The organism is Mesorhizobium sp. L103C131B0 (assembly GCF_000502275.1).
Classification (GTDB): Bacteria; Pseudomonadota; Alphaproteobacteria; order Rhizobiales; family Rhizobiaceae; genus Mesorhizobium.
In genome coordinates this window covers 1-22074 of record NZ_AYXC01000030.1, presented here as the reverse complement: position 1 = coordinate 22074, position 22074 = coordinate 1, and the positions used below count along the sequence as shown (strand labels likewise).

Sequence of the window (22074 nt, the reverse complement as noted above, 5' to 3'; positions counted from 1 at the left end):
CTTGCGTCATCGGAACGGGCCTTTCACGTGGGGACGCTCGCAGGCTTCGATTATACGTGAGCCGATCGCACCCAAAGGAAGAATATCAACAGCCGCGCCGATGTCGGCGGCGGCCTTCGGCATGCCATAGACGGCACTGGTTGCTCTATCCTGCGCGATTGTGAGATGCCCCTTGTCACGGAGCTGTCTCAGCCCGCGCGCACCATCCCTGCCCATGCCTGTGAGCAGAACACCAATCACTGAGCCAGGCCACCATTGCGCCGCACTTTCGAAGAACACATCTACGGACGGCCGATAAACATTGTCCTTGGGGCTGGGCGTATAGCCAAGTTGCTGAGCTGACTTGAAAACCAGATGATCCGCAGAACTGGCAACGAGAACGGTGCCCGCTTGAGGACTATCCCTTTCCCCCGCCGGACGGATCGGGAGACGCGTATGCTGCCCTAGCCAATCAACAAGGCCTGGAACGAACTGAGCATCGAGATGCTGGACGAGCACAATCGCGCCGCCAAAATCAACGGGAAACGCGCTCAGGACTGCGGCAACGGCAGCCGGCCCGCCCGCAGAGGCGCCGATTGCTATCAGGCGTCGAGTTGACGGCTCAGCCGCACGTGACATCCGCCTTTTTGCCTGGGTAGGCGCATCACCGATCAACTTGCCTATCGTTCGTATCTTGTTCGTCAAAAGCCGGGCGGATTGCGAGGAGGCGTTGCCTTCGATGCCAACCGACGGAATATCGACTGCGTCAAGCGCGCCATGACCCATTGCTTCGTAGACGCCGGCGAGGTTGGCTTCGATACTGGCGGTCACCAGCAAGATTGAGCACGGGGTTTCCGCCATGATTCTGCGGGTCGCTTCCACGCCGTCCATCTCTGGCATCGCTAGATCCATGAGTATCAGATCCGGCAGATCACGTCTGCAGACCTCGACCGCCTCACGCCCATTGGTCGCGATCCACGCGACCTGATGTTCGCCGGTCGACAGGACCAGTCGACGCAGAAGTTCAACCGCCATCGGCATGTCGTTGACTACGCCGATTCTCATTCGCTGGCTTCCAATCTCGATCTCATTCAGCCGCCTCGCCAATCATGTCCACGACGGCATGGATCAGCGCCTCGTCCTGAAAACTACTCTTGGTCAGATAATAGTCCGCACCTGCGTCGAGCCCGCGCGCGCGATCTTCTTCCCGATCCTTGTATGAAACGATCATAATGGGTGTGTTCTTGAGATCAGCGTCCTTTCTGATCAAACTCACCAGCTCGATGCCATCCATGCGAGGCATGTCGATGTCGGTGACGACGAGATCGAAAGGACCAGACCGGACGGCATTCCACCCGTCCATGCCGTCTACCGCCACTTCGACCTCATAACCGTAATTGCCGAGCATCTTGCGCTGGAGTTCGCGAACCGTCAGTGAATCGTCAATCACGAGCACGCGCTTGCGCCTGCTCGCTTCGGGACCGCCCGCGGCGCGCCGAAGAGCTCGAAATCCGCTGGACGATGCAAGCTTTTCCACCGATCGGATCAGATCGTCGACATCGAAGATCAGAACAGGCGAACCGTCTTCCATCAGGGCCGCTGCGCTGATGTCCTTGATCTTGGCAAACCGTGGATCGAGAGGTCTGATCACTAACTCGCGTTCCCCGAGAAAACGGTCAACGATCAGGCCGTACGCATCGCCCCGACCCGCATCCACGACGACGACCGATAGTTCGTTCGGTTCCGATCCGGGCTCACCTCGATCGAGCACCTCGCGAGCGGTGACCAGCCCGATCTGTCGATCGTTCAATCGAAAATGCGGCCGGCCCTGCAGGACGTTGATCTCCGTCCGCTGCAGTTTCAAAGTCTTGGAAATGGCAGCGAGTGGAAAAGCATAGGGCTCTCCATCGACATCGACGAGCAGCGTGCGCAGGACCGACAGTGTCAGCGGCAATTGCAGTTGAAATCGGGTTCCGTGGCCAAATTCTGAGGAGACGCTTGCGACTCCCCGGACTTCCTTCGTCATGGCTTGCACTGCATCGAGCCCCACACCGCGACCTGAGACGTCGGTAAGGCCCGCTTTCATGGAAAAGCCTGGCAGAAACAGAAACGCGAGCAATTCGCTTTCGCTGAGTGTTTCAGCACTTTCCCTGGTTGCAAGTTGCCGGGCGACGACGGTCTCGCGCAGCTTCGAGAGCTCTATCCCCCTGCCGTCGTCCACCACGGCTATCTGCAGCAGCCCGGCATTGTGCCTCGCTTCGAGCCTGATGAGCCCCTCTTCGGGTTTGCCCATCGCGAGGCGCTCCTCAGGCGGTTCAAGCCCATGGTCTACAGCGTTGCGCAGAAGGTGCCCCAAAGGGGCATCGAGCTGCTCGAGGATATCGCGGTCGATGCCGGTCGAGCCGCCTACGATCTCCAGTCGCACCCGCTTGCCAAGGGTATGACCGAGGTCGCGGATCATTCTCGCATAGTGTCGCACGCCGTCCTCAAAAGGCCGCATCCGGCTCGCCAACGTTTCGTCGTACAATCTGTTGGCAAGATCGGTCGCTTTCCGATCCACTGAATCCAACTCATCGAAACGCTCCGCCAGGAACGCTTGGCTCAACCGAAGCTTTCGCTGCGCTTCAGCCAGCGCCTCCACCACCGCCGCATCGTTTGAAACCGGCGGCAGCACTGCATGAAGATTGTCGAACGCACTTGCGAGGTCCGATTGAAGTCGCTTCAGCCGTAGCAGCCCGTCAGCGAATGGCCTGAGCCGCCGAGCTTCCATCAGCGACTCGCCAGCCAGCCCGAGCAATCGGTTCAGGCTGTCTGCCGTCACCCGAACCATTCTATCAGAGCCGATGCTGCCGTGGGCTTGCGGTACCGCCCCAACGAGGAGGTTCGCTGAAGAGGTCGTCGCCAGTTGCTCCTGGGCATGATCTGGAGTTGCGACATCAGCTGCAGAATCTTGGGGACCGGGCTTTGCCTGGGGGAGGGACAACCCCTCGAACTTCGCGAGAAAGGTTTCGACTTCTGAGTTGGCGCTCTCGCTCGATGATCCCGATGCGATCAATTTCAAAAGGTCAGAACCTTGCAGAAGCGCATCTATATGCTCCCGTCGCACCCTCAGATGCCCGCGTTGCGCTGCGACCAGGCAGTCTTCCATCGCATTTGCAACTTTGACTGCGGGCATCAGGTCGATGATGCGGGCAGCTCCTTTCAGAGAATGCGCGGCACGCATGCATGCTTCCAGGGCGTCGGCGGCGATAGGATCGCGTTCGAGTGCCAGAAGTCCAGAGGTTAGAGCCCGTGACTGCGTCTCCAGTTCGGCCTGGAAGAGGCTGAGCATCGAAACCTGGCTGAAGTCTTCATCTGTCATGCGATGCTCCGATACAGCATCGTGAGCAGTTGTCGTGGATCGAGACAGCCAACGGCTCGTCCTTGCCATGGCAGCACGGCAACCGTAGCGGCCGACAGTGCCTTGCCAATCATGGCCGGAACAGCGAGAGTGTCGCGTTCCTGGTACCGATGTAAGCCGTGGATCTCATCAACCATAAAAGCAACCCGCTTGTCGCGCTCGCCTACCACGACAAGGCGGCGAAATACCTTGGTTCGTGTGCCTTGTTCCCCTTCCTTGCGCTCGTCTATCCCGAGCAATTCGGCCAGGGAAAGGCAAATGAGCAATTCACCACGGACATTCGCAATGCCGAGCAGTGCACTGTTCCTGCGATGTGGAAGTGAATGAACGCGACGAGATTCAGCCACTTCATGAAAAATACCGACCGGAAGTGCCAGCCATTCCTCCCCCAAACGGAAGAGAACGGCCGTCTGCAGCGCGTCGCTGTCTGCCGAATCGATCCCTGCACGACCAGCGTTGTCAGGCCATTCGTCGCGAGATGCCGAGGGAGCTGCACGGTCGAGGAGGCGTCGTGCGATCTTCTTGTAGGTCGGGCAATTGCGGCAGTGGAGATGCTGCTCTAGTAGCGGACATGACTTGTCACCCCGTACGCCTATTTGCCGCCAGCAGTCGTTGATTTCGATCTCCTCCACCGGCTGAGCGATCCTTGTCGAAGCCGCCATCAACTGCCGCTCCTTTTCTGGACCCGACCCAGCCGGCCGGCCAGCGCCTCGGCGCCGTTATGGTCGCCTTGCTTGATAAGCAGCAAGGCCAGATGGACAAGAGCTTCTCGATGATTTGGCGCGAGATAGAGCGCCTTGCGATAACTTTGCGCGGCTTCGGGTGCAGAACCATCCGCATCCTGGACGAGGCCCAGCAGGTAGAAGATTTCTGCGGAAGGACCGAACTCCTTGAGATGCGCCAGGGCGACCTCCTGTGCCTCCTTTACGCGTCCTGCATTGGCGATCCGTTCAACCGCGATGAGGCTTTCCGAGGCGTGTGCAAGCGGCTTGGCCGGAGCCTGCCCGCGGCCTTCATTGCCAATTGTCGGTCGGAACGGACGAAGAGGCTCGCTCTTGTTGACCTTAGGGCTTGGCGTCCGCACCGGGAGGGCGGCCGAAACTTTCGGCGCCGTGGTCTTGACGGGCTCCGATTTCAGAAAGGCGAAGGCCAATGGCCATTCAGCGGAAATAAAGCCATGCACCCTTGGAAGGGCTGCTTCCGCCGGACCGACCAGAAGAAGTCCGTCTTTGGCCAGCAGGTCCTTCAGGCAGATCAATGCGCGATCCTGCAGCTCTCGATTGAAATAGATCAGCAAATTGCGGCAAAGCAGGATGTCATAGACCTCTTGCCCGAAAGGCGCGTGAGAACCGAACAGGTTTCCTACCATGAACCGAACCTGTTTCAGCACCCCAGCAACAGGCCGCAACCCGCCCTCGGTCGCTTCGAAATAGCGATCCTTGAATTCGAGATGGCTGCCGCGAAACGAATTGCGGCCATAGATGGCGCGTTCAGCCGTCGCGATATTGCGGCTGCTGACGTCCACGCCATCGATCTTGAACTCATGCGCCTCAAAGCCGGCATCGAACATGGCCATGGCGACCGAGTAAGCCTCTTCGCCGGTTGAACATGGCAGGCTCAGGATTCTTATCGGCTGAGCAGGCTTGTGCGCGCGCGCATGCCGCGCCAGCATCGTGAACGCTTCTCGGTCGCGAAAGAACCAGGTCTCTGGGATCACCACCGCATTGATCAGCTCCTGCAGCTCCTGCGAGGAACCGGCCAAGTGTTGCCTATAGGCCTGAGGGTTGGTTATCCGGCATGCTTCCATCCGTTCTCTGACCGCCTGACGAACCACTGTCGGACCAACGCTGGCACTGTCTAGTCCAATGGTTTCCGTCAGGAGCTTTTCTATTGCTCCGGTCATTGATCACCTATTGCCGCCTGGCGGAGCAAAGCGGTACGAATCTCTTCCGAAAGCAGCGCTTCCACTTTGACCCACTGAATGATCTCCAAACCATCGGAAGCCACCGGCCCAAGATAGGGCGGGGTTCCTGGTTCCAGTCCGAACGGCGCGAAATCGCTCGGGTCTCGCTCGATCGTATCCGTCACCCGTTCCGCGATCAGCCCCAGCAGGCGTCGCTCGCCATCATCCGCCGGATAGCGCGTCACAACGATCCGGGTGCTCAACAGGCGCTCCGATGGTCGGCCAAGCGCAAGAAGGGTGACATCGATCAGGGGGATGGGTATTCCGTTATAGCTGACCAAACCCACCACACCATTTGGCGCACCCGGAAGAACTTTCACGTCGATATAGGGCAGCACCTCTTCAATTTTGTGGACATCGATCAAGTAGCGATCCGGACCCATGTTGAAGGCGAGGAATAGCATTGTCACCTCCTACTGCCGGCTCGCTATGCTCGTAGCTTGAACCTCGATATGCTACTTCGCATGCCGCCTGAGACTTGATTGAGCTCGTCGATCGCGAGCGTCGATTGCTGAAGGGACTCGACTGTTTGCTGAGCTGCCTCGCTTAGCTGGGTTAGCGTGTCGCTGATCTGCCCCGCGCCGGTCGCCTGTGCTTGCATGCCTTCATTGGCGACTTCGAAACGTGGCACCAGCCCCTGAACCTGCTGAATGATCTCGAAGAGTTGCCCGCCGACCTGCTGGATGTCCTGCATACCCCGACGGACCTGCTCGGAAAACTTGTCCATGCCCATCACCCCGGCCGCGACTGCCGACTGGATGTCCTTGACCATTTGCTCGATATCGTAGGTGGAGACAGCTGTCTGGTCCGCGAGCCTTCGGATTTCCGTCGCCACCACTGCAAAACCCCGGCCATATTGGCCTGCCTTCTCCGCCTCAATGGAAGCGTTGAGCGACAACAGGTTCGTCTGATCGGCCACTTTGGTGATGGTCGTCACCACCTGATTGATGCTGCCGGCTTTCTCGCTCAGGATCGCCAGTTTGGAATTGATCGCGCCAGCCGCTTCCATGACCTGCTGCATGGTTTCTTCCATACGGGTCAGCCCCGCTTGCCCCCCGCCAGCCACGGCAGCGGTTTGTTCGGCAACTGTGGAGACCTCGTTCATCGTGCGGACCAGTTCGTTTGATGTGGCGGAGATTTCCTTGGCTGTCGCTCGGATTTCTGTTGTGGTCGCTGCGATTTCAGTCGCAGTTGCCTGCTGTTGCTTGGAGGTGGCGGCGATCTCAGTTATCGACGTGCCGACCTGTATGCTGGACCTTTGAACCTGACCAATGAGGGTTGTGAGATCGTCCGCCATTGCGTTGAAGCCGTCGGCAAGCACGCTGAATTCGTCTCGGCGCCTCAGATCGAGCCGTTCGCTGAAGTCGCCTTGCCGCATCAATTGAACCGCGTCGACCAAACGGGTGAGCGGACCTGTAATGGCGCGAAACAGCTGGTAACCCAAAAGAAGGGCTAGCCCGAGGGCTATCAACAAGCCAACGCTCAAACCGACTTCGGCCGTTCTGACGATCGAGCTGATCCGCTGCGTCGCGCTGTTTGCCTCGCCTCTGTGATCCTCAACCATGGCCTGCAGAGCGGACTGCAATTTTACAAAGATCGGCTCTACTTCGTTCTTGATAGCTGGGCTTTCATTGGGAGTTTCACCTTTCGACAAGGCAGCCCGGCTTGTTTCCAGCACAGCAGTTTCAGCCAGACGGAATTGGTTGGCGAGTTGTTTGACGGCTGCATAATTCTGCTTGTCGATATCGGAGACGATCGTTGCCTCATAGTCGTCCATCGACCGCTGCACCTGGTTGCGATTGGTCGTGATCGCGTTTGCAACCGTGCTTCTGTCTGACGGGTTGTCCTGAAGGGCATATTCCTGAAGCAGACTATGGGCCGCCATCTGGCCCGTCATGATCTCGGTACTGTGATAAAGGTCCGGAAGGATGCCCTTCTCGACCTCAGTCGCCTCCTCCCCCGCCTGAAGAAACCAGGCGTACGCGATGAGGGCTATCACGGACATGACCACCAGAACGGCTGCGAAACTGACGAGGATGCGGTGGCGTATTGTCAGACTCTTCATGGAACCGGTTCACCAATGGGGGGCATCGTGGGCTGCGCGACAAGCGCTCGTTCCGACATATTCGAAAAGGTGCGTCGAAAAGCGGTAGTCTGATGCTGAATGGTTTCTTTTCCGTTCCATAGCTAATGATGGCGAGGCGGCTCGCCAATCGGCGCCGCCAGAAGCGGTGGTCAAAGGACGACTGCCGTCCACGCACATCAGCCCGAGATCGGCTGGATGGCACGCCGCGTCAGGAGGAGCGTGGACGAGCTGCTTGAGGCCACGAATTGAATGACTGCTTAGGCCAGGTCGAGGCAAGAAAGCCGACGTCCTGCTTGCTGCCCCTAAGCTGCCAGGCGGGAACGCGCCTCATATCAGCCGTCCAGCATGATCGTCGCACTGAAAGCGGATCGCCGAAACCACATGTCGCAAACTGGCCAGCGCGTAGATTGGCGCCGAGTACGGGTTCGACATGCGCAGGTGACGATAACTAAATGGCAAGCGCCCCCGCCTGAGGCCCCTCAGGACTAAAATGATCTTGAGACAGTTTCAAATGCGCATCCTCAAGCGGCGGCCGCCAACCGCACAAGGATGAGCACAACGTGACGAGCGCTCTGGAGCGTAGAGGGGACTAACCCGACAATCCCTTCCTTTGCGACATTGCGGCGGGGAAAAAGATTACGAGATGGAGCAGGCGTATTGCCAAAGGGGTCCAGCAGCGAGAGTTCGCGTTTTCCGCCTCGGCTGTGAACCCGCTTCCATTCGCTGATCTTGCTCAGGTCGAGGTCTACTTGCCATCGAGGGCTCATGTCCCAGCTCATAAGCAGGCGGTTGGGTAGGTCTCGGCCAGCACACGGCCCGGTGGCACTCTGGGGTCCACACCGCAGGTTCAGACTGACCACCGACCCAGGGTTCGAAGACCGTTCCCGATCGGAACACCGAGCAGATTGTGCTCGCTCTCCCTCAAGTTACTGAAATCTTCGTGAAGACATTGAAGGCGTCGCAAAGGACGCCTGGACAACGACGGAGTCGCTTTAAGGGCTGCCACCGGATGCTTAGATCTCGTTGACAAGGGGTGCTATGGGATCATAACGTACCTGATTGGTATAACAGGTATGCCACATGATCGGAGTTCTGATCAAGCAGCGGAAGCTTTCGGACGAGGTGGCAGCGCACCTCGAACGGATGATCCGAGAGGGAGAGTTGGCCGAAGCCGACCGTCTCCCATCTGAACGGGAACTCATGCGGCAGTTCGGGGTAGGGCGGCCTTCCATCCGTGAGGCGCTGCTGCATCTGAGCAAAATGGGCCTTGTCGAGGTAAAATCGGGGGAGCGTGCCCGCGTCACTCGACCCACTCCTCAATTCGTGATTGACGCCCTTTCAGGGCCGGCTCGGCACATGATTTCGGCGCCGGGAGGGGTTCACGACTTCCAGAGCGCGCGCTTGTTTTTCGAGGTCGGTCTTGCCCGCAACGCCGCTGTGCATGCTACCCCGGAAGACATTGAGAGCCTCAAGGAGGCGCTCGAACTCAACCGGCAGTCGATCGGCGATCTGGCGCGCTTCGAGCGCACGGACGTAGACTTCCATTACGTGCTGGCGGTAATCACCCGCAATCGGATCTTTACAGCTATTCACGCGGCCTTGGCTGAATGGTTGCTCGAACAGCGTCGCACCACATTGGCCAAGGGTGAAGACCGCAAGGCTTACCAGGCTCATCGCGAAATCTTCGAGGCCGTCGCCGCGCGCGATCCAGACGCGTCAGAGACGGCCATGCGCAGCCATCTCGAATATGTGGCCAAGCGGTATCTGCAACTTGCGAGGCCCAAGTGATGACCGGATTTGTCGTCTGGGTCGATTTCCGCCTGAGGCCTGGTGCCCGGGACAGATTCCGAGAACTTGTCGACGCCAATGCGACCGCCTCGATGCGCACCGAGGCCGGCTGTCGCCGCTTTGACGTGACGGAGGCGCGCGGCGAACTGGATCGGGTCCTGCTCTATGAGATTTACGATAGCGAGGCCGCATTCGAGGACCACTGCCGCACCGCTCATTTCGACGAATTCAATACGCAGAGCGCGCCGCTCGTCGTGACCAAGTTGGTGACGACCTGCGACCTCGTTCTTGAAGCCACGCATTGAAGCGAACATAGGCGGATTGGCCCATTGGGGCGAACGGGAGGAAGTGCATGTCGGAGCCAAGTCTCAGGGCGTTAGCTTCTCACAGGCGGGTCAAGCTCGGTACGCTCGTCGCCGAGTTCGCCACGCCGGGAATCGGTCACATCCTGAAGTCCGCTGGCTGCGATTTCGTCTTTTTCGACATGGAGCATTCGGGATTTAACTTGGAAACGCTGAAGAGTGCGATCCGTTATTTCGAGGCGGCCGATCTGCCGGTGATGGTTCGTGTGCCATCGCAGGACTACCATTTCCTCGCCCGCGCCATGGACATGGGCGCCGAAGGCCTGATCGCGCCGATGGTGAGCAGCGTCGAACAGGCGCAGCACATCATCAACTCCATGAAATACCACCCTGCCGGCGCCCGCGGCGTGGCGCTGCAGATCGCTCATGACCGTTACCGTCCGGGCTCGGTCGCTGACAAATTCGAGGCCGCCAACAAGCGCTCGACGTTCATCTGCCTGATCGAGACCGCCGACGGCGTCAAGAACATTGACGGCATCGCGGGACTGGACGGGGTCGATTGTCTGTGGGTCGGACATTTCGATCTGTCCGTCTCGCTCGGCATTCCTGGCGACTTCGCCCACCCCACTTTCACTGCTGCAATGGCCAAAATCGTTGCCGCCGCCAAGAAGCACAACAAATCGCTTGGACGCTTGGTGCCCAACGTCGCCCAGGGACACGAGTTCTACGCACAGGGCTTCGATTTTATTTGTTATTCAGGCGACGTTTGGGTCCTGCACGACGCGATCGCCGACGCGGTTTCCAAGATCCGGGCCGGGTGCCAATAGGAGCGGAGGAGACGATGGACAGCGTGAAATTCAGGGTGGCGCTTTCCGGTGATTTCCGCAGGCCGGACGGCTCGCCGACCTACCCAGATTTCGATCTGGAGCCGCTGCGCAATGCGACAGGTGTCGAGATGGTGTTCCTGGAGTCAAACAGTCCGCTTCGCGCCGACCAACTTGAGGATTTCGATGCGCTGATCCTCCTCGCCCATCGTTTCGATGCCACGAGTGTCCCCAGGAGCGGCCGCCTGGCCGTCGTTGCCCGCTTCGGGGTCGGCTACGACACTGTCGACGTTGAGGCATGCACCGCAGCCGGTATTGCCTTGGTCATCACGCCCGATGGCGTGCGACGGCCCGTCGCCGTATCCGTCGTCACCTTCATGCTGGCGCTGACCGGCAAGCTGCTGACAAAGGACGCGCTCACCCGCAAAGGGTCTGTTGGTTTTGAGAAGCGCTCCGAACATATGGGGGTCGGCCTCGTCGGGCGTACGCTTGGGTCGCTGGGCATCGGCAACATCGGTGCCGAGGTCTTCCGCTTGGCGAAGCCCTTTGACATGCAATTCATCGCCCATGACCCGTTTGCCGACAAGGGGGTCGCTGCCGACCTGGGCGTCGAGCTGGTAGGGCTGGAGGATCTGTTTCGCCGCGCCGACGTGCTGTCGGTGAGTTGCCCCCTGTCGCCCCAGACCCACCACATCGTCAATGCCGAGCGGATCGCCCTGATGAAGCCGACAGCTTACCTGATCAACACCGCGCGCGGCCTGATCGTCGACCAGAAAGCGCTGACGCAAGCACTGCAGGAGCGCCGCATCGCCGGCGCCGGTCTCGACGTGCTGGAACAAGAGCCTCCCGCCGCAGACGATGCGATCCTCAAACTCGACAATGTCATCCTGGCGCCGCACGCGCTTTGCTGGACCGACCAGTGCTTTGCCGGCAACGGTGCCGCGGACGTCAAAGCGGTAATGGAGGTGCAGCGCGGTCGCGAGCCGCGCGGCGTGGTCAATCGCGAGGTGCTTTCGAGCGAGCTGTGGAAGACCAGGCTGTCTGGGCTCGCCGCCCGCTTTGGAACCTAGGAGGACACTGATTTTCGGCGCGCCGCCGCGGCCTGTTTGCGGCGACCTTACGGGAGGAAATGCTTGACCGCTGCGCCGGCGGACGAGTGAAGCAAAAGGAAAATGGGAGGACCAAGCACTATGAACGATCGTGAAAAACATGACTTTCAGGCAGGCCTCGAAGCAGAGGTCGACGCCTTCATGCGCGGCGAAACCACCCGCCGAACTTTCATCACCCGCTTCGGTCAGATGACCGGCATGTTGGCCGTGTCCGGCCCGCTGCTGGGGATGATGACCGATTGGGCGCTGGCGCAGCAAACATTGGAATTGGCGGACGCCACGTCGCCGCTCGGCCAGGCGCAGGCCGCAGCCCTGAAAGCATCGAAGGAAGGGCCTGCGGACGGTTCCGCCTTTCGCGCGGCGGAGGCGGCCAAGGCGCATTCGGGCGTCACCCTCAACATGACCTACGAGGCTGGCCTGCAGGCACTCGACCCGCGCAATTTCAGTGGGCCGATGTGGGAGCAGCTTACCGGGATGAAGTCGAATGTCGTCGAGCTGTCGAACCCGGACCAGTACTCCAAGGCGGTCGCCGAGCACATCGCCGGCTCGGGTGCCTATGACGTCCTCGACATCTCGCCGGCCTGGACGCCGTCGCTAGCCGATGGCGGCGTCATCGCCCCTCTAGACGACTACATCGCCAAATACATGAACCCGGCGGACCTCGAGGACTATCATCCCCTGTACAAGGCGCTGCCGACCTACAAGGGCAAGATCTGGGGGTTCTTCGACGACGGCGACATGTTCGCTCTCTACTACCGCAAGGACATTTTCGAGGATCCGAAAATGATGGAGGCTTACCAGGCGAAGTTCAACGCCAAGCTTGGGCCGCCCAAGACATGGGAAGAATATGCCCAGATCGCCCAGTTCATCACCGACCAGATGGCGCCAAAGGTCTATGGCGCGGGACATTTCCGCAAGGCGGGCAGCCCCGGCAATCAGTTCGACTTTCTGCAGCAGTACCGGGCCAACGGCGGAAAACTCTTCGGCGACGACATGAAGGCAGGTTTGGTTTCGGATGCCGGCGTCAAGACGCTGACAAACATGCTCGCCGCAAACAAGGCCTCGATCCCCGGCAACAACGAGCTCGACGCCGTCTCCTTGTGGGCGGCTTTCCTGACCGGCAAAGTCGCGATGATCTATTCCTGGCCTCCTAGCGGCCGTATGGCGGCGAACTATTCGCAGTCGGCCACGGCAATCAACTTCATTCCGCAGTCCCAAATCGCCGGCAAGGTCGGCTATGCCGTGGTTCCGGGAAATCCGGAACATGCCACCGGCTACAACAAGGCACTGTCGGCCGACTCGCCCAACCCTGAGGCGGCGTATCTGTTCATGCAGTGGGTATGCTCGCCACCCGTCTCGCTGGCACGTTGCATGCTGCCCTACGCGCTACGCGACCCGTACCGCATCTCGCACTTCAAGTCCGAGCTCTACGGAGCGCTCTTCCCGAGTGCCAAGGAGTACCTTGCCAACCTCAACAACTCGGCAAACGTCGGTCTGCTCGACCCGATCATGCCAGGCGCGCAGGACTACTTCTTGAGCATCGATCGCATGTGCACGGCGGTGTGGGCTGGTGCGGATCCGAAGGCGTCGCTTGAAACGGCGGCCGCCGAGTGGAACGAGACGACCGACCGACTGGGTGTGGATTCGCAGAAGGGCTTCTACACCGAGTTCTTGAAACTGCCTGGCGCCACCGCCGACAACACGGTGGAAAAACTTGGCATGGCGGTCACCCTCTGAAGGGAGGCGGACTCTCTGGAGCAATTGGTGTTGCGGGCGCTTGGCTCGCAACACCTCCCCGCTAAGCGGCGATTGGATACGCCTATGCAGCCCACAGCCACGATCCGCCATTTGAAGGCCGCCGGCGCACCGCCCCGGCTGTCTGCCTTTGCCCAATGGGCTGACCGTCATTTCAAGTGGCTGCTGGTCGCCCCCGCTGTGCTGCTGATATTGGCACTGTCGATCTATCCGCTTCTGTTCTCGCTGGTGGTATCCTTCATCAACTACGACTTCCAGGTGCCGGGCCACGCCTTTGTCGGATTGAAGAACTTCGAGCGGGTCGTGTTCGATCCCGTAGCACGTTGGTCGCTGTTGCTGACAGCATCGCTGTCGGGCATCAGCGTCGCTATAGAGTTCGTTCTCGGCCTCCTGGTGGCGCTGACAATGGTGCGCAGCTTTCCGGGCCGCGGTGTGATCATGTCGATCCTGATCGTGCCGCTGTTCATCAGCCCGGTCATCGTTGGCCAAGCCTGGACGCTGCTCTTACAGCGGCCTTTTGGACCGACCAACTATGTCCTGACGCAACTATTGGGGCAGGAGGTTACGATCGGCTGGATGACGGAGCGCCCGTGGCTCTACGTCTCGCTGATCATCGCCGATGTCTGGCAGTGGACGCCGTTCATGTTCGTCATCCTGCTCGCCGGGCTGACCGCAATCCCACCCAATCTCTATGAGGCGGCAGAACTCGACGGCGTCAACGCCTGGCAGGTTTTTTGGGCGATCACGCTCCCGCATCTCGGGTCGATGATGCTGCTGGCGCTGACCTTCCGTCTGCTCGACGCAATCCGTATGTTCGATACCATTTTCATCATGACAGGGGGTGGCCCGGGAACACAAACCTACACGGCCTCCTATTATCTTTATACCATAGGCTTCACGCAGTTTCATCTGTCGCAGGCAACAGCAGGAAGTTGGCTGTTCCTGATCTTTACGGCGCTCATCGTGACGTTGCTGGTGCGTCGGCTCTTGAAGGTGGAACCGGTCTGATGGCCGCCGTCGCGCCCGCCCGCCGCAGGAAACGCCGGTCGTTGCCGATCGGCCGAATTCTGCTGCTGGGGTTCTTCCTGGTGTTCGTGCTGTGGCCGCTCTACTGGATGTTCAACACCTCCATCAAGCCCAGCGACGACTACCTCACCGTACCGCCTGTCTGGTTCCCCGCCGCTCCGACGCTTGTCCACTACAAAGCTGCGCTGTTCGCCTATCGTGGTCTCGACGGGCTCATCAACAGCCTGATTATTTCGCTTTCGGCCACGGTGCTTTCGGCGCTGCTCGGCACGCTGATGGCCTATAGCCTGGCGCGCTACGACACCGGCGGCAAGCATCTGTCTTTCTGGGTGCTGTCGCAGCGCTTTTTGCCGCCGATCGGGATCGTGCTGCCGGTGTTCCTGATCTATCGCCAGGTCGGGCTCTACGACACTCATGTCGGCCTGATCATCGCCTATACGGTCTTCACGCTGCCGGTGTCCGTTTGGATGATGTTTGCTTATTTCCGCGGCATGCCCAAGTCGATGGAGGAGGCGGCCCTCGTCGATGGCTGCACGAGATGGGAGGCGTTCTGGCGCGTTGCCGTGCCGCTCGCAGCACCGGGCATCGTCGCGGCGGCTGTCTTCGCCTTCATTGCATGCTGGACGGAGTTCTTCTTCGCTCTGATCTTGACCAGCCGAACTGCCTTTACACTGCCAACGGTCTTCCGCGCCTTCATCGGCTTCCAGGGCGCGCAATATGGCGAAGCCGCGGCCCTTGCCATCGTCTCCCTTGTGCCATCGATCGCCCTTGGGGTCCTTGCTCAACGTCATCTGGTGCGCGGGCTGACGCTCGGCGCCGTTCGCGGTTAGGAAAGCTCCCGCATGGCCGAAGTCAAAATTACCGGCTTGCACAAGCGCTACGGCGCGTTCCATGCCGTGCGCGGCATTGACCTGGACATTCGCGACGGCCAGTTCACCGTTCTGGTTGGACCGTCCGGCTGCGGCAAGTCCACGCTGCTCCGGACCATCGCCGGCCTGGAGGAGATATCGGAAGGCACGATCGAGATCGGCGGCGAGGTGGTCAATGATTTCCGGCCGCGCGATCGCGACGTGGCAATGGTGTTTCAAGATTATGCGCTCTATCCGCATATGAGCGTGGCCAAGAACATTGGCTTCGGCCTCAAGGCTCGCAAGATGCCGAAGCCAGAGGTCGAGGTGCGCGTGGCCGAGGCGGCACGCATGCTTGGCATCACTCCCTTGCTGGGGCGTTTTCCGCGCCAATTATCCGGCGGCCAGCGCCAGCGCGTCGCCATCGGCCGCGCCATAGTCCGCAACCCCCGCATCTTTTTGTTCGACGAGCCGCTGTCCAACCTCGACGCACAGCTTCGCGACGAAATGCGCGGCGAAATCAAACGCCTTCACCAGGACATTGCGACAACGATGATCTACGTCACCCATGACCAGATCGAAGCGATGACGTTGGCTGACCGCATCGTGCTGATGCGCGACGGGTTGATAGAGCAGCAGGGCGCGCCACTCGAGTTGTTCGAGCACCCGGCCTCAACGTTCGTCGCTGGGTTCCTGGGTTCGCCGCGGATGAGCTTCCTGCCAGGTACCCTTGCCTTGGACGCAGGCGCCGCTGCCATCCGGCTCGCGGATGCACTGCTGCCTTTAGCGCGCGGCAGGGGGCTGAAGGGCGTCGTGGACGGACAGCAGGTGCTGCTCGGGTTGAGGCCAGAACACCTCACCCGTGCGCACACTGCCATGCCGGAGCAGGGCACGTTTCGCTATGAGGCAACGATCGACCTGCTGCAGCCGACCGGCTCGCGCAGTTACGCGACATTCCGACTGGCCGGCGCGCCGGTGATGGCTGAGCTGCAGGCGCACGATGTCAGCCGTCCGGGCGAGAAGCTTGCGATCGACATCAACATGAACCGGGCCTCGATCTTCGACGCCACGACGGAGCGCGCAATTTGACCTCGACAGCTTCCCTGGCAGTCCGCTTGTGTGGCACCGAACAGCTCGAGGCACCGCTGCGCACACTGCGCGCCGGATCCTTGTCGGTCGCGTTCGACAATGGCGCCTTGCGTTACATCCGCATCGGGACGATCGAGGTCTTGCGCGGAATCTCGTTTCTTGTACGGGACGAAAACTGGGGAACATGTACCACCGTTCTCGATGATCTGCGGATCGACGAGAGGCCGGATGCGTTCGCCATTGAATACCGTGCAACATTTGCCGCAACATCCGGCCGCCTGATTTACCGGGCGCGCGTCTCAGGCAGTGGCGATGGTGCGCTGTCGTTTGTGGCGGAGGCAGAGCCCGAGACTGACCTTTTGACGAATCGGACCGGCTTCGTCGTCCTTCATCCGATCGAGGGCTTAGCCGGCAAGCCGATAAAGGTGCTGCATGAGGATGGTCACGACGAGCTATCGTTCTTTCCGGACCACATCGATCCAAAATGTCCGTTCACCGACATCCGGGCGTTGTCGCACGAGATCGCGCCTGGGATCTGGGCGACATGCACCATGGAGGGTGATGCCTTTGAGATGGAGGACCAACGCAATTGGTCTGACGCCTCCTATAAAACATATGTCCGCCCTCTGCGTCGCCCGTGGCCTTACAGACTGCCCAAGGGCCAGAAATTCACGCAGGCCGTCCGGCTTCACGTGTCAGGAACGCTCCCTGCCGGGACGTCTGAAAATCGCAATCCACTCATCAACCTGACGATCGGCGGACCGGTCGGCCGAGTGCCCCGCACTGGCGTCGGCGTCGCCGCCGACGAGGCAAAGCACGCGCTCGAAACCCCCGAGCTCCTACCACGAATGGCTCCGCAGTGGATGGTCTGCCAGGTCGATCTCCGGATCGCACACGGCCAGGACGAACTAGAAAGCTACGCCGCGCTCGCACGGCTGACCGGCGCTGGCGTGGTCCTCGAGATTATCACCAAGGGCACGCGCGATCCATTCGGCGAATTGGCGCCGGTCGCGGATGCTGTCCACTCACTCGGCCTCAAACTAGAAGCTGTCTCCGTCTTTCCGGCGCAGGACATGATATCCGTACAGCCGGGAGCACCGTGGCCGACTATGCCCAGCTTCCACGAAAGCTACTCCGCCGCTCGCCGGGCTTTCCCGGGCATCGCGCTGGGCGGCGGCATGGCCGCTTACTTCACCGAACTCAACCGCAAGCGTCCGCCAGCCGAAGCGCTCGACTACGTGACCTTCACCACCTGTCCAAGCGTGCACGCCGCAGATGATGTCTCGGTGATGGAGACACTTCAGGCAATCCCCCATCTAATCCGCTCCGCGCATGCTTTCATGGGGGAACGCTTGCCACTGCGTATCGGTCCCATCCAGCTCGGCTGCCGTGAGAACCCATACGGAAAATCCACTGCGCCGAATGAAGCGAACGCTCGCGTCTGTCTATCGCGCATTGATCCTCGTCAGCGCGGGCTGTTCAATGCGGCTTGGACTGTCGGATATTTCGCGGCCTGCGCTCGCGAAGGAATCGAGGCCGTCGCGTTCGGTGACTTCGCCGGCCCCTTTGGCCAAATCCATAGGAAGGCTGATTTCATGCAGCCATGGTATGACCAGCAGGATGGCCCAACGGTCTATCCCGCTTTCCATGTCTTGGCTGGTCTCTCAAAGATCGGCGGAGCCACCTTGCTGTCCGTAGGAACTTCCGGCTGTGACGGCGTCGTGACGATCGCGGCTGAAAAAGATCGCCGCGTGACCCTGTGGGTCGCTAACCTTACCGCCAAGACGCAATCTGTGCGGCTTTCGGATTCGCCGAGCAGCGCCCGCATTGCTCTTCTCGGCGCCGAGCAGTTCGAGCGGGCGGCAACCGATCCCGACTTCATGGAAAGTTCCGCAAGACCGCTGGATGATCAAAGCATCTCGCTTGGCGCCTACGCCGTCGCGCGAGTCGACCTCGATCGATCGTCTTAGGCCTAGCCGATGTTCGCTGTTTGGCCAAACCCCCGTCAAGGATGAGGGTGGTAGTTCCATACTCTAAGGCAGCGCGTGGGATCCATCTCGCTTATACGTTCTACTATCGCGACGGCGACCAGGCTCGCCAGGTTCCGCCTGCCGAGACGCCAAGTTTTGAGGCCGCTCGCGCCGAAGCGATCCGTTGCGTAATTGGCCTGTTGGCTGATCTGGGCGATGACGATATGGCCGGATGGTTAGTGCGCATGCGCGATCAGGCAGGCAACGAGCTTTGCACGATCAACGTTCTGCGAGGCCGAAGCCGCACCGCAAACGGAAACAAGCCGGTTAGGAGCACCGCTCACCTCTGTGTCGATACGCCAGCCCTTATTCAATTAGATCGTCGCCGGTCGGAACTTTTGTGATGTTGAGCCCTTGTCCATTGAACAGTGGAGGTACCAATGGCTAACCTGGGAAAATTGGCGATCGCGATGCTCGGCGTCTTGGCATACCAAAATCGCGACAAGCTCGGCGACATGATCCGTGGAGCGGGTGATCGCAACCCAAATGATCCGCAAGGCGGGATTCTGGATCAGCTTTCAAAAGGCGTTTCGGGGACCGCGCTTGGCGATATTCTCGACCGGTTCAGAGGGGCGGGCGCCGGATCGAAGGTCGATTCGTGGGTAGGCACCGGGCCGAACGAGCCGATCCAGCCAAGCGAGGTGGAAGCAGCCATAGACGAAGACACCCTGACTTCCCTCTCGATGCAGACCGGCCTTTCGCGCGAGGAGCTCATAAGCCGGATCACGCGAGATTTGCCTGAGGCCGTCAGCAAGATGACGCCTACTGGTGAGTTGCCCGTTGAGGCGCCGAAAAGCTCCGGTGAGACGACCTTGCTCGACGACGTGCCATCGCACAGGACGCAAGCGAATTCAGGCGGTCAAAGCGATATCTAAGGTGACGGCTATCCATCAGGGAGAGATACTAAATCGTACTGGCGCGCGAGTTGGCATGATCGGGCAGGGCGGTCACGGTGGTCATACAGCAAACGTACTTGCCGAGTTGGATCTATTGGCCGCGCTACTCGATTCCCGCTGGCGCATTCCAGGCACATCAATTCGTTTTGGACTGGATGCGCTCGTAGGTCTGGTCCCCGTACTCGGAGATGCGGCGACGGGCATTGTCTCGGCCTACATCGTCTTGCGAGCTCGAAACGTCGGTGCCGGAAATGGGTTGGTCGCTCGCATGCTAGGCAACGTGCTGCTGGATACGCTCGTAGGAAGTGTCCCAATTCTCGGCTCGATCTTCGACGTCTATTTTAAGGCGAACAATCGCAACGTCACTCTGCTGCGCCGTCACATCAACAAGTGAGGCGGATAACCAATCGTCGCGATGCAATTCTTCTAAAAGGCTCGGAACCGACAGGGGCGCTGGGGCTTGAGTCGCGATTCCTGGAGTCGCGAGCATATGACCAGTGCCATTGACCGGCTTTCGTTCATCGAGTTCCAATCGCCCACACTGGTCGAGAAAGCTCCCGAAGGCGGAGATTGGCTTCACGAGATCAAATATGACGGCTACAGGACGCAGCTGGTCGTTGAAGGCGGAAAGGCGCGAGCATTCACGCGTCGCGGCTACGATTGGTCCCACCGTTACAAGAGGATTGTTCAGGCCGCGGCAAGCCTGCCGGTCAAATCCGCTATCATCGATGGTGAAGCTGTCGTCCTGGGCGACACCGGCCTGCCGGACTATCAAGCCCTGGAACGGGAGCTGGGCAACCCAAGTTCGCTGCGGATGACTCTCTACGCTTTCGACCTCCTGTACCTCGATGGCCGTGATCTACGGGAACAACCGTTGGTGAAGCGCAAGGCTGCGCTGAAGAAGCTGCTGACCGAAACCGAGCCAACCCTGACTTATGCCGAGCATCTGGAGGTGAACGGCAAGGATATGTTCGACCATGCCTGCCGGATGGGCATAGAGGGAATCGTATCGAAGCGAGCGGATGCTCACTACCGCTCGGGCGTCCAGACCAGTTGGGTCAAGGTCAAATGTGTCAAGAGCGACACTTTTCGAATCGTGGCTTTCGTCGAGAAACTTGGCGCGCAGCCGCGCCGCATCGCATCGTTGTACATCGGCAGGCGAGAGGGCGACCGGCTGCTTTATGCCGGGAAGGCCCAGACCGGCTATACGCTGGACGCAGCCCGGCGCGTTAGGGAGCGGCTTGATCCGCTTGTAATCGCCAAGTCACCGCTGTCGGAGCCGATCAAGAAGCCCAAGGCGACATGGGTCGAACCAGACGTTCTTGCCGAGGTGCAATTCAGTGGCGTGTCGGACCGGGGCATCTTGCGTGAGGCGGTCTTCAAGGGACTCCGCGAGGACCTTCAGGCAATCCCGCCCAAGCCTCCATCGCCGTCCAAGCCTCCATCGCCGTCCAAGCGGAGGTCGGAAGGCCAACACGGCGTCCCGCGCGAGAACATTCTCCAGCTGCTACCCGATGCGGTTGCACCTTCCAAGGAAGAGCTGGCAGACTATTGGCGGCGGGTCGCTGATCAAGCTCCAGTTCATCTCGTTCGGCGACCGCTGAAGCTGGTCCGCCACGCCTCCGGCGCAACCTTCTATCACAAGGGACCGCTACCTCGGATACCGGCGTCCGTACATCAGCTCCGGGTTCAAAAGCGCGAAGGCGGCGAAGGCATTCGGGTATGGATAGATGACATGGATGGTCTGCTTGGCTTGGTCGAGATGGATGCCGTTGAGCTTCATCCGTGGAACGCGACGATTGATGACATCGAACATGCGGACCGGCTCGTCCTCGACCTCGATCCCGGAGAAGGCGTTCCATGGGACGATGTGATCGAGGCCACGCTGGCGCTACGGGGCATCTTGGAAGCGGCAGGCTTGGAGAGCTGGCCAAAGGTCACTGGCGGCAAAGGCATCCACTTGATGGCCCCGCTCGTTGCGAAGATGACCCATGACAGCGCCCGGAAACTGGCCAAGTCGCTCGCCCACCGTCTGGTTGATACCGATCCTGACCGATACCTGTTGTCAGCTGACCCCGCAGCCCGAGGAGGCCGGATCTTTCTCGACTATCTCCGCAACGGACGGGGCAATACCGCAATAGGCGCTTTTTCCCCGCGAGCGCGGCCCGGCTTCCCAATTGCCCACCCGGTCACATGGAAGCAAGTCGAGGCGGGCATCCGGCCAGACGTTTTCACGTTCGCGCAGCCTTTCAAACCCGCTCGTCGAAAGGCCGCGTGATGCGTCGCGACCATCAGCCGGTATCAGCCCGTTTTCTTGCCTCGCGTTCGAGCCTCTTCCGGTCGTTGCCGTGTTCTCTGATTAGCTCGCGGACCTGTTCTGGCGCGATACGATGCTGTTTGGCGAAATAGCGAACCTCATAATCTTCATCGACTGATACAGGTTGCGATCTCGAAAATCACGCTTGCTCTTATCGTCTGCCATTATCTTTCCTCCTGATCAGAGAAACAACGACCGACGTTGTATGTTCCCGGCGCCTCACTTCGGCCGCCAGAGGCGCGGGCTGTCCGACCGTACTGGGGCCGCAGGCATTGCGAAGGTGATCTGGCGAAAGTTGGTTGGCCAAAGGCGAGGGTGATTTCGTTTGCTGTTCGGGATAGCTGACCGCCGATCGAGCCTGCCTGCGGGCCTCTTGGTTTTTTACGACGCCAGTCGGAACCCCGACGGGTCGCAGATGATTCAGATGCGCATCCGGGCTATTAACGAGGATCGTGAGCAAAATGGCGGGGGGTGACCACGAAGGCGACAAAGCTGCGCTCCGGGAGCCCAAAGTTGGTAGTGTGCTGAGAGTTCTGCAAATTCGCTGAGAGGGGGCGGTCATGGCAGGCTGGTGATTGTTCACGTCACTGATTCCCGCGAAGGAACGCCGCCATGACCAAGACTGAAGTTAAGACCGCCAGCGCTGCCGTCAAAGACATTTT

General features: G+C 60.0%; 19 protein-coding genes. 12 read left to right on the top strand and 7 right to left on the bottom strand.

Annotated features, from left to right (window positions below; translation table 11 throughout):
- Positions 1-6: 6 nt before the first annotated feature.
- The 6 genes from X730_RS137070 to X730_RS137100 all read right to left on the bottom strand — a co-directional run bounded on the left by X730_RS137070 (position 7) and on the right by X730_RS137100 (position 7407).
- Complete coding sequence (locus X730_RS137070) at positions 7-1044, bottom strand: chemotaxis response regulator protein-glutamate methylesterase (protein WP_023752935.1); 1038 nt, start codon at positions 1042-1044, stop codon at positions 7-9.
- Between the two features lie 22 nt (positions 1045-1066).
- A complete protein-coding gene (locus tag X730_RS137075) occupies positions 1067-3340 on the bottom strand; it encodes a hybrid sensor histidine kinase/response regulator (RefSeq protein WP_023827587.1) in 2274 nt (757 codons plus the stop codon).
- A complete protein-coding gene (locus tag X730_RS1000000166950; RefSeq protein WP_081731675.1) occupies positions 3337-4041 on the bottom strand; it encodes a chemotaxis protein CheW in 705 nt (234 codons plus the stop codon). Before X730_RS1000000166950 ends, X730_RS137075 begins: the two co-directional genes overlap by 4 nt.
- Positions 4041-5141 carry a protein-glutamate O-methyltransferase CheR gene (locus tag X730_RS137090; RefSeq protein WP_023827586.1) on the bottom strand — a complete coding sequence of 367 codons (1101 nt, stop codon included), beginning with the start codon at positions 5139-5141 and terminating at the stop codon, positions 4041-4043. Before X730_RS137090 ends, X730_RS1000000166950 begins: the two co-directional genes overlap by 1 nt.
- Positions 5142-5278: 137 nt before the next feature.
- Positions 5279-5746 (bottom strand): chemotaxis protein CheW, encoded by a 468-nt coding sequence (locus X730_RS137095; RefSeq protein WP_031197438.1) that lies wholly within the window; start codon positions 5744-5746, stop codon positions 5279-5281.
- A gap of 23 nt (positions 5747-5769) precedes the next feature.
- Positions 5770-7407: a methyl-accepting chemotaxis protein gene (locus tag X730_RS137100; RefSeq protein WP_023705668.1), complete on the bottom strand. Its 1638-nt coding sequence runs from the start codon at positions 7405-7407 to the stop codon at positions 5770-5772.
- A gap of 1101 nt (positions 7408-8508) precedes the next feature.
- On the opposite strand from X730_RS137100, the gene nanR reads away from it, so the two are divergent.
- The 12 genes from nanR (at position 8509) to ligD (ending at position 21373) form a co-directional block, all read left to right on the top strand.
- The gene (gene nanR, locus X730_RS137105; protein WP_023689446.1) at positions 8509-9216 is read left to right on the top strand and encodes a transcriptional regulator NanR; all 708 of its coding nucleotides are present in this window, start codon (positions 8509-8511) and stop codon (positions 9214-9216) included.
- Complete coding sequence (locus X730_RS137110) at positions 9216-9521, top strand: putative quinol monooxygenase (protein ID WP_023669450.1); 306 nt, start codon at positions 9216-9218, stop codon at positions 9519-9521. Before nanR ends, X730_RS137110 begins: the two co-directional genes overlap by 1 nt.
- 47 nt (positions 9522-9568) lie before the next feature.
- The gene (locus X730_RS137115) at positions 9569-10345 is read left to right on the top strand and encodes an aldolase/citrate lyase family protein (RefSeq protein WP_023705665.1); all 777 of its coding nucleotides are present in this window, start codon (positions 9569-9571) and stop codon (positions 10343-10345) included.
- Positions 10346-10359: 14 nt separating this feature from the next.
- On the top strand, positions 10360-11412 hold the full coding sequence (locus tag X730_RS137120; protein WP_023827584.1) for an NAD(P)-dependent oxidoreductase: 1053 nt from the start codon (positions 10360-10362) through the stop codon (positions 11410-11412).
- Positions 11413-11532: 120 nt separating this feature from the next.
- Positions 11533-13188, top strand: a complete 1656-nt coding sequence (locus tag X730_RS137125) for an extracellular solute-binding protein (protein WP_023827583.1) — start codon at positions 11533-11535, stop codon at positions 13186-13188.
- A gap of 27 nt (positions 13189-13215) precedes the next feature.
- Entirely contained in the window at positions 13216-14214 is a 999-nt protein-coding gene (locus X730_RS137130; protein WP_245260549.1) for a sugar ABC transporter permease, read from the top strand.
- Entirely contained in the window at positions 14214-15062 is an 849-nt protein-coding gene (locus X730_RS137135; RefSeq protein ID WP_023827582.1) for a carbohydrate ABC transporter permease, read from the top strand. The genes X730_RS137130 and X730_RS137135 overlap by 1 nt, the downstream gene beginning before the upstream one ends.
- A gap of 12 nt (positions 15063-15074) precedes the next feature.
- Positions 15075-16169 (top strand): sn-glycerol-3-phosphate ABC transporter ATP-binding protein UgpC, encoded by a 1095-nt coding sequence (gene ugpC, locus X730_RS137140; RefSeq protein WP_023827581.1) that lies wholly within the window; start codon positions 15075-15077, stop codon positions 16167-16169.
- A complete protein-coding gene (locus X730_RS137145; RefSeq protein WP_031197436.1) occupies positions 16166-18139 on the top strand; it encodes a hypothetical protein in 1974 nt (657 codons plus the stop codon). The genes ugpC and X730_RS137145 overlap by 4 nt, the downstream gene beginning before the upstream one ends.
- A gap of 440 nt (positions 18140-18579) precedes the next feature.
- Positions 18580-19074 carry a YidB family protein gene (locus X730_RS137150; RefSeq protein ID WP_023827579.1) on the top strand — a complete coding sequence of 165 codons (495 nt, stop codon included), beginning with the start codon at positions 18580-18582 and terminating at the stop codon, positions 19072-19074.
- 55 nt (positions 19075-19129) lie between these two features.
- The gene (locus tag X730_RS137155; RefSeq protein WP_023827578.1) at positions 19130-19489 is read left to right on the top strand and encodes a DUF4112 domain-containing protein; all 360 of its coding nucleotides are present in this window, start codon (positions 19130-19132) and stop codon (positions 19487-19489) included.
- Positions 19490-19585: 96 nt separating this feature from the next.
- A complete protein-coding gene (gene ligD / locus X730_RS137160) occupies positions 19586-21373 on the top strand; it encodes a DNA ligase D (protein WP_023827577.1) in 1788 nt (595 codons plus the stop codon).
- A gap of 13 nt (positions 21374-21386) precedes the next feature.
- Here the strand turns inward: ligD and X730_RS1000000169300 are convergent, their stop codons facing one another.
- Positions 21387-21482 (bottom strand): hypothetical protein, encoded by a 96-nt coding sequence (locus X730_RS1000000169300; protein ID WP_348633135.1) that lies wholly within the window; start codon positions 21480-21482, stop codon positions 21387-21389.
- Positions 21483-22074: the final 592 nt, after the last annotated feature.

Bases quoted from the DNA above. Each gene is read 5' to 3' on its own strand.
- X730_RS137070 (WP_023752935.1), bottom strand. From the start codon at position 1,044: ATGAGAATCGGCGTAGTCAACGACATGCCGATGGCGGTTGAACTTCTG.
- X730_RS137075 (WP_023827587.1), bottom strand. From the start codon at position 3,340: ATGACAGATGAAGACTTCAGCCAGGTTTCGATGCTCAGCCTCTTCCAG.
- X730_RS1000000166950 (WP_081731675.1), bottom strand. From the start codon at position 4,041: ATGGCGGCTTCGACAAGGATCGCTCAGCCGGTGGAGGAGATCGAAATC.
- X730_RS137095 (WP_031197438.1), bottom strand. From the start codon at position 5,746: ATGCTATTCCTCGCCTTCAACATGGGTCCGGATCGCTACTTGATCGAT.
- X730_RS137100 (WP_023705668.1), bottom strand. From the start codon at position 7,407: ATGAAGAGTCTGACAATACGCCACCGCATCCTCGTCAGTTTCGCAGCC.
- nanR (WP_023689446.1), top strand. From the start codon at position 8,509: ATGATCGGAGTTCTGATCAAGCAGCGGAAGCTTTCGGACGAGGTGGCA.
- X730_RS137110 (WP_023669450.1), top strand. From the start codon at position 9,216: ATGACCGGATTTGTCGTCTGGGTCGATTTCCGCCTGAGGCCTGGTGCC.
- X730_RS137115 (WP_023705665.1), top strand. From the start codon at position 9,569: ATGTCGGAGCCAAGTCTCAGGGCGTTAGCTTCTCACAGGCGGGTCAAG.
- X730_RS137120 (WP_023827584.1), top strand. From the start codon at position 10,360: ATGGACAGCGTGAAATTCAGGGTGGCGCTTTCCGGTGATTTCCGCAGG.
- X730_RS137125 (WP_023827583.1), top strand. From the start codon at position 11,533: ATGAACGATCGTGAAAAACATGACTTTCAGGCAGGCCTCGAAGCAGAG.
- X730_RS137135 (WP_023827582.1), top strand. From the start codon at position 14,214: ATGGCCGCCGTCGCGCCCGCCCGCCGCAGGAAACGCCGGTCGTTGCCG.
- ugpC (WP_023827581.1), top strand. From the start codon at position 15,075: ATGGCCGAAGTCAAAATTACCGGCTTGCACAAGCGCTACGGCGCGTTC.
- X730_RS137150 (WP_023827579.1), top strand. From the start codon at position 18,580: ATGGCTAACCTGGGAAAATTGGCGATCGCGATGCTCGGCGTCTTGGCA.
- X730_RS137155 (WP_023827578.1), top strand. From the start codon at position 19,130: ATGATCGGGCAGGGCGGTCACGGTGGTCATACAGCAAACGTACTTGCC.
- ligD (WP_023827577.1), top strand. From the start codon at position 19,586: ATGACCAGTGCCATTGACCGGCTTTCGTTCATCGAGTTCCAATCGCCC.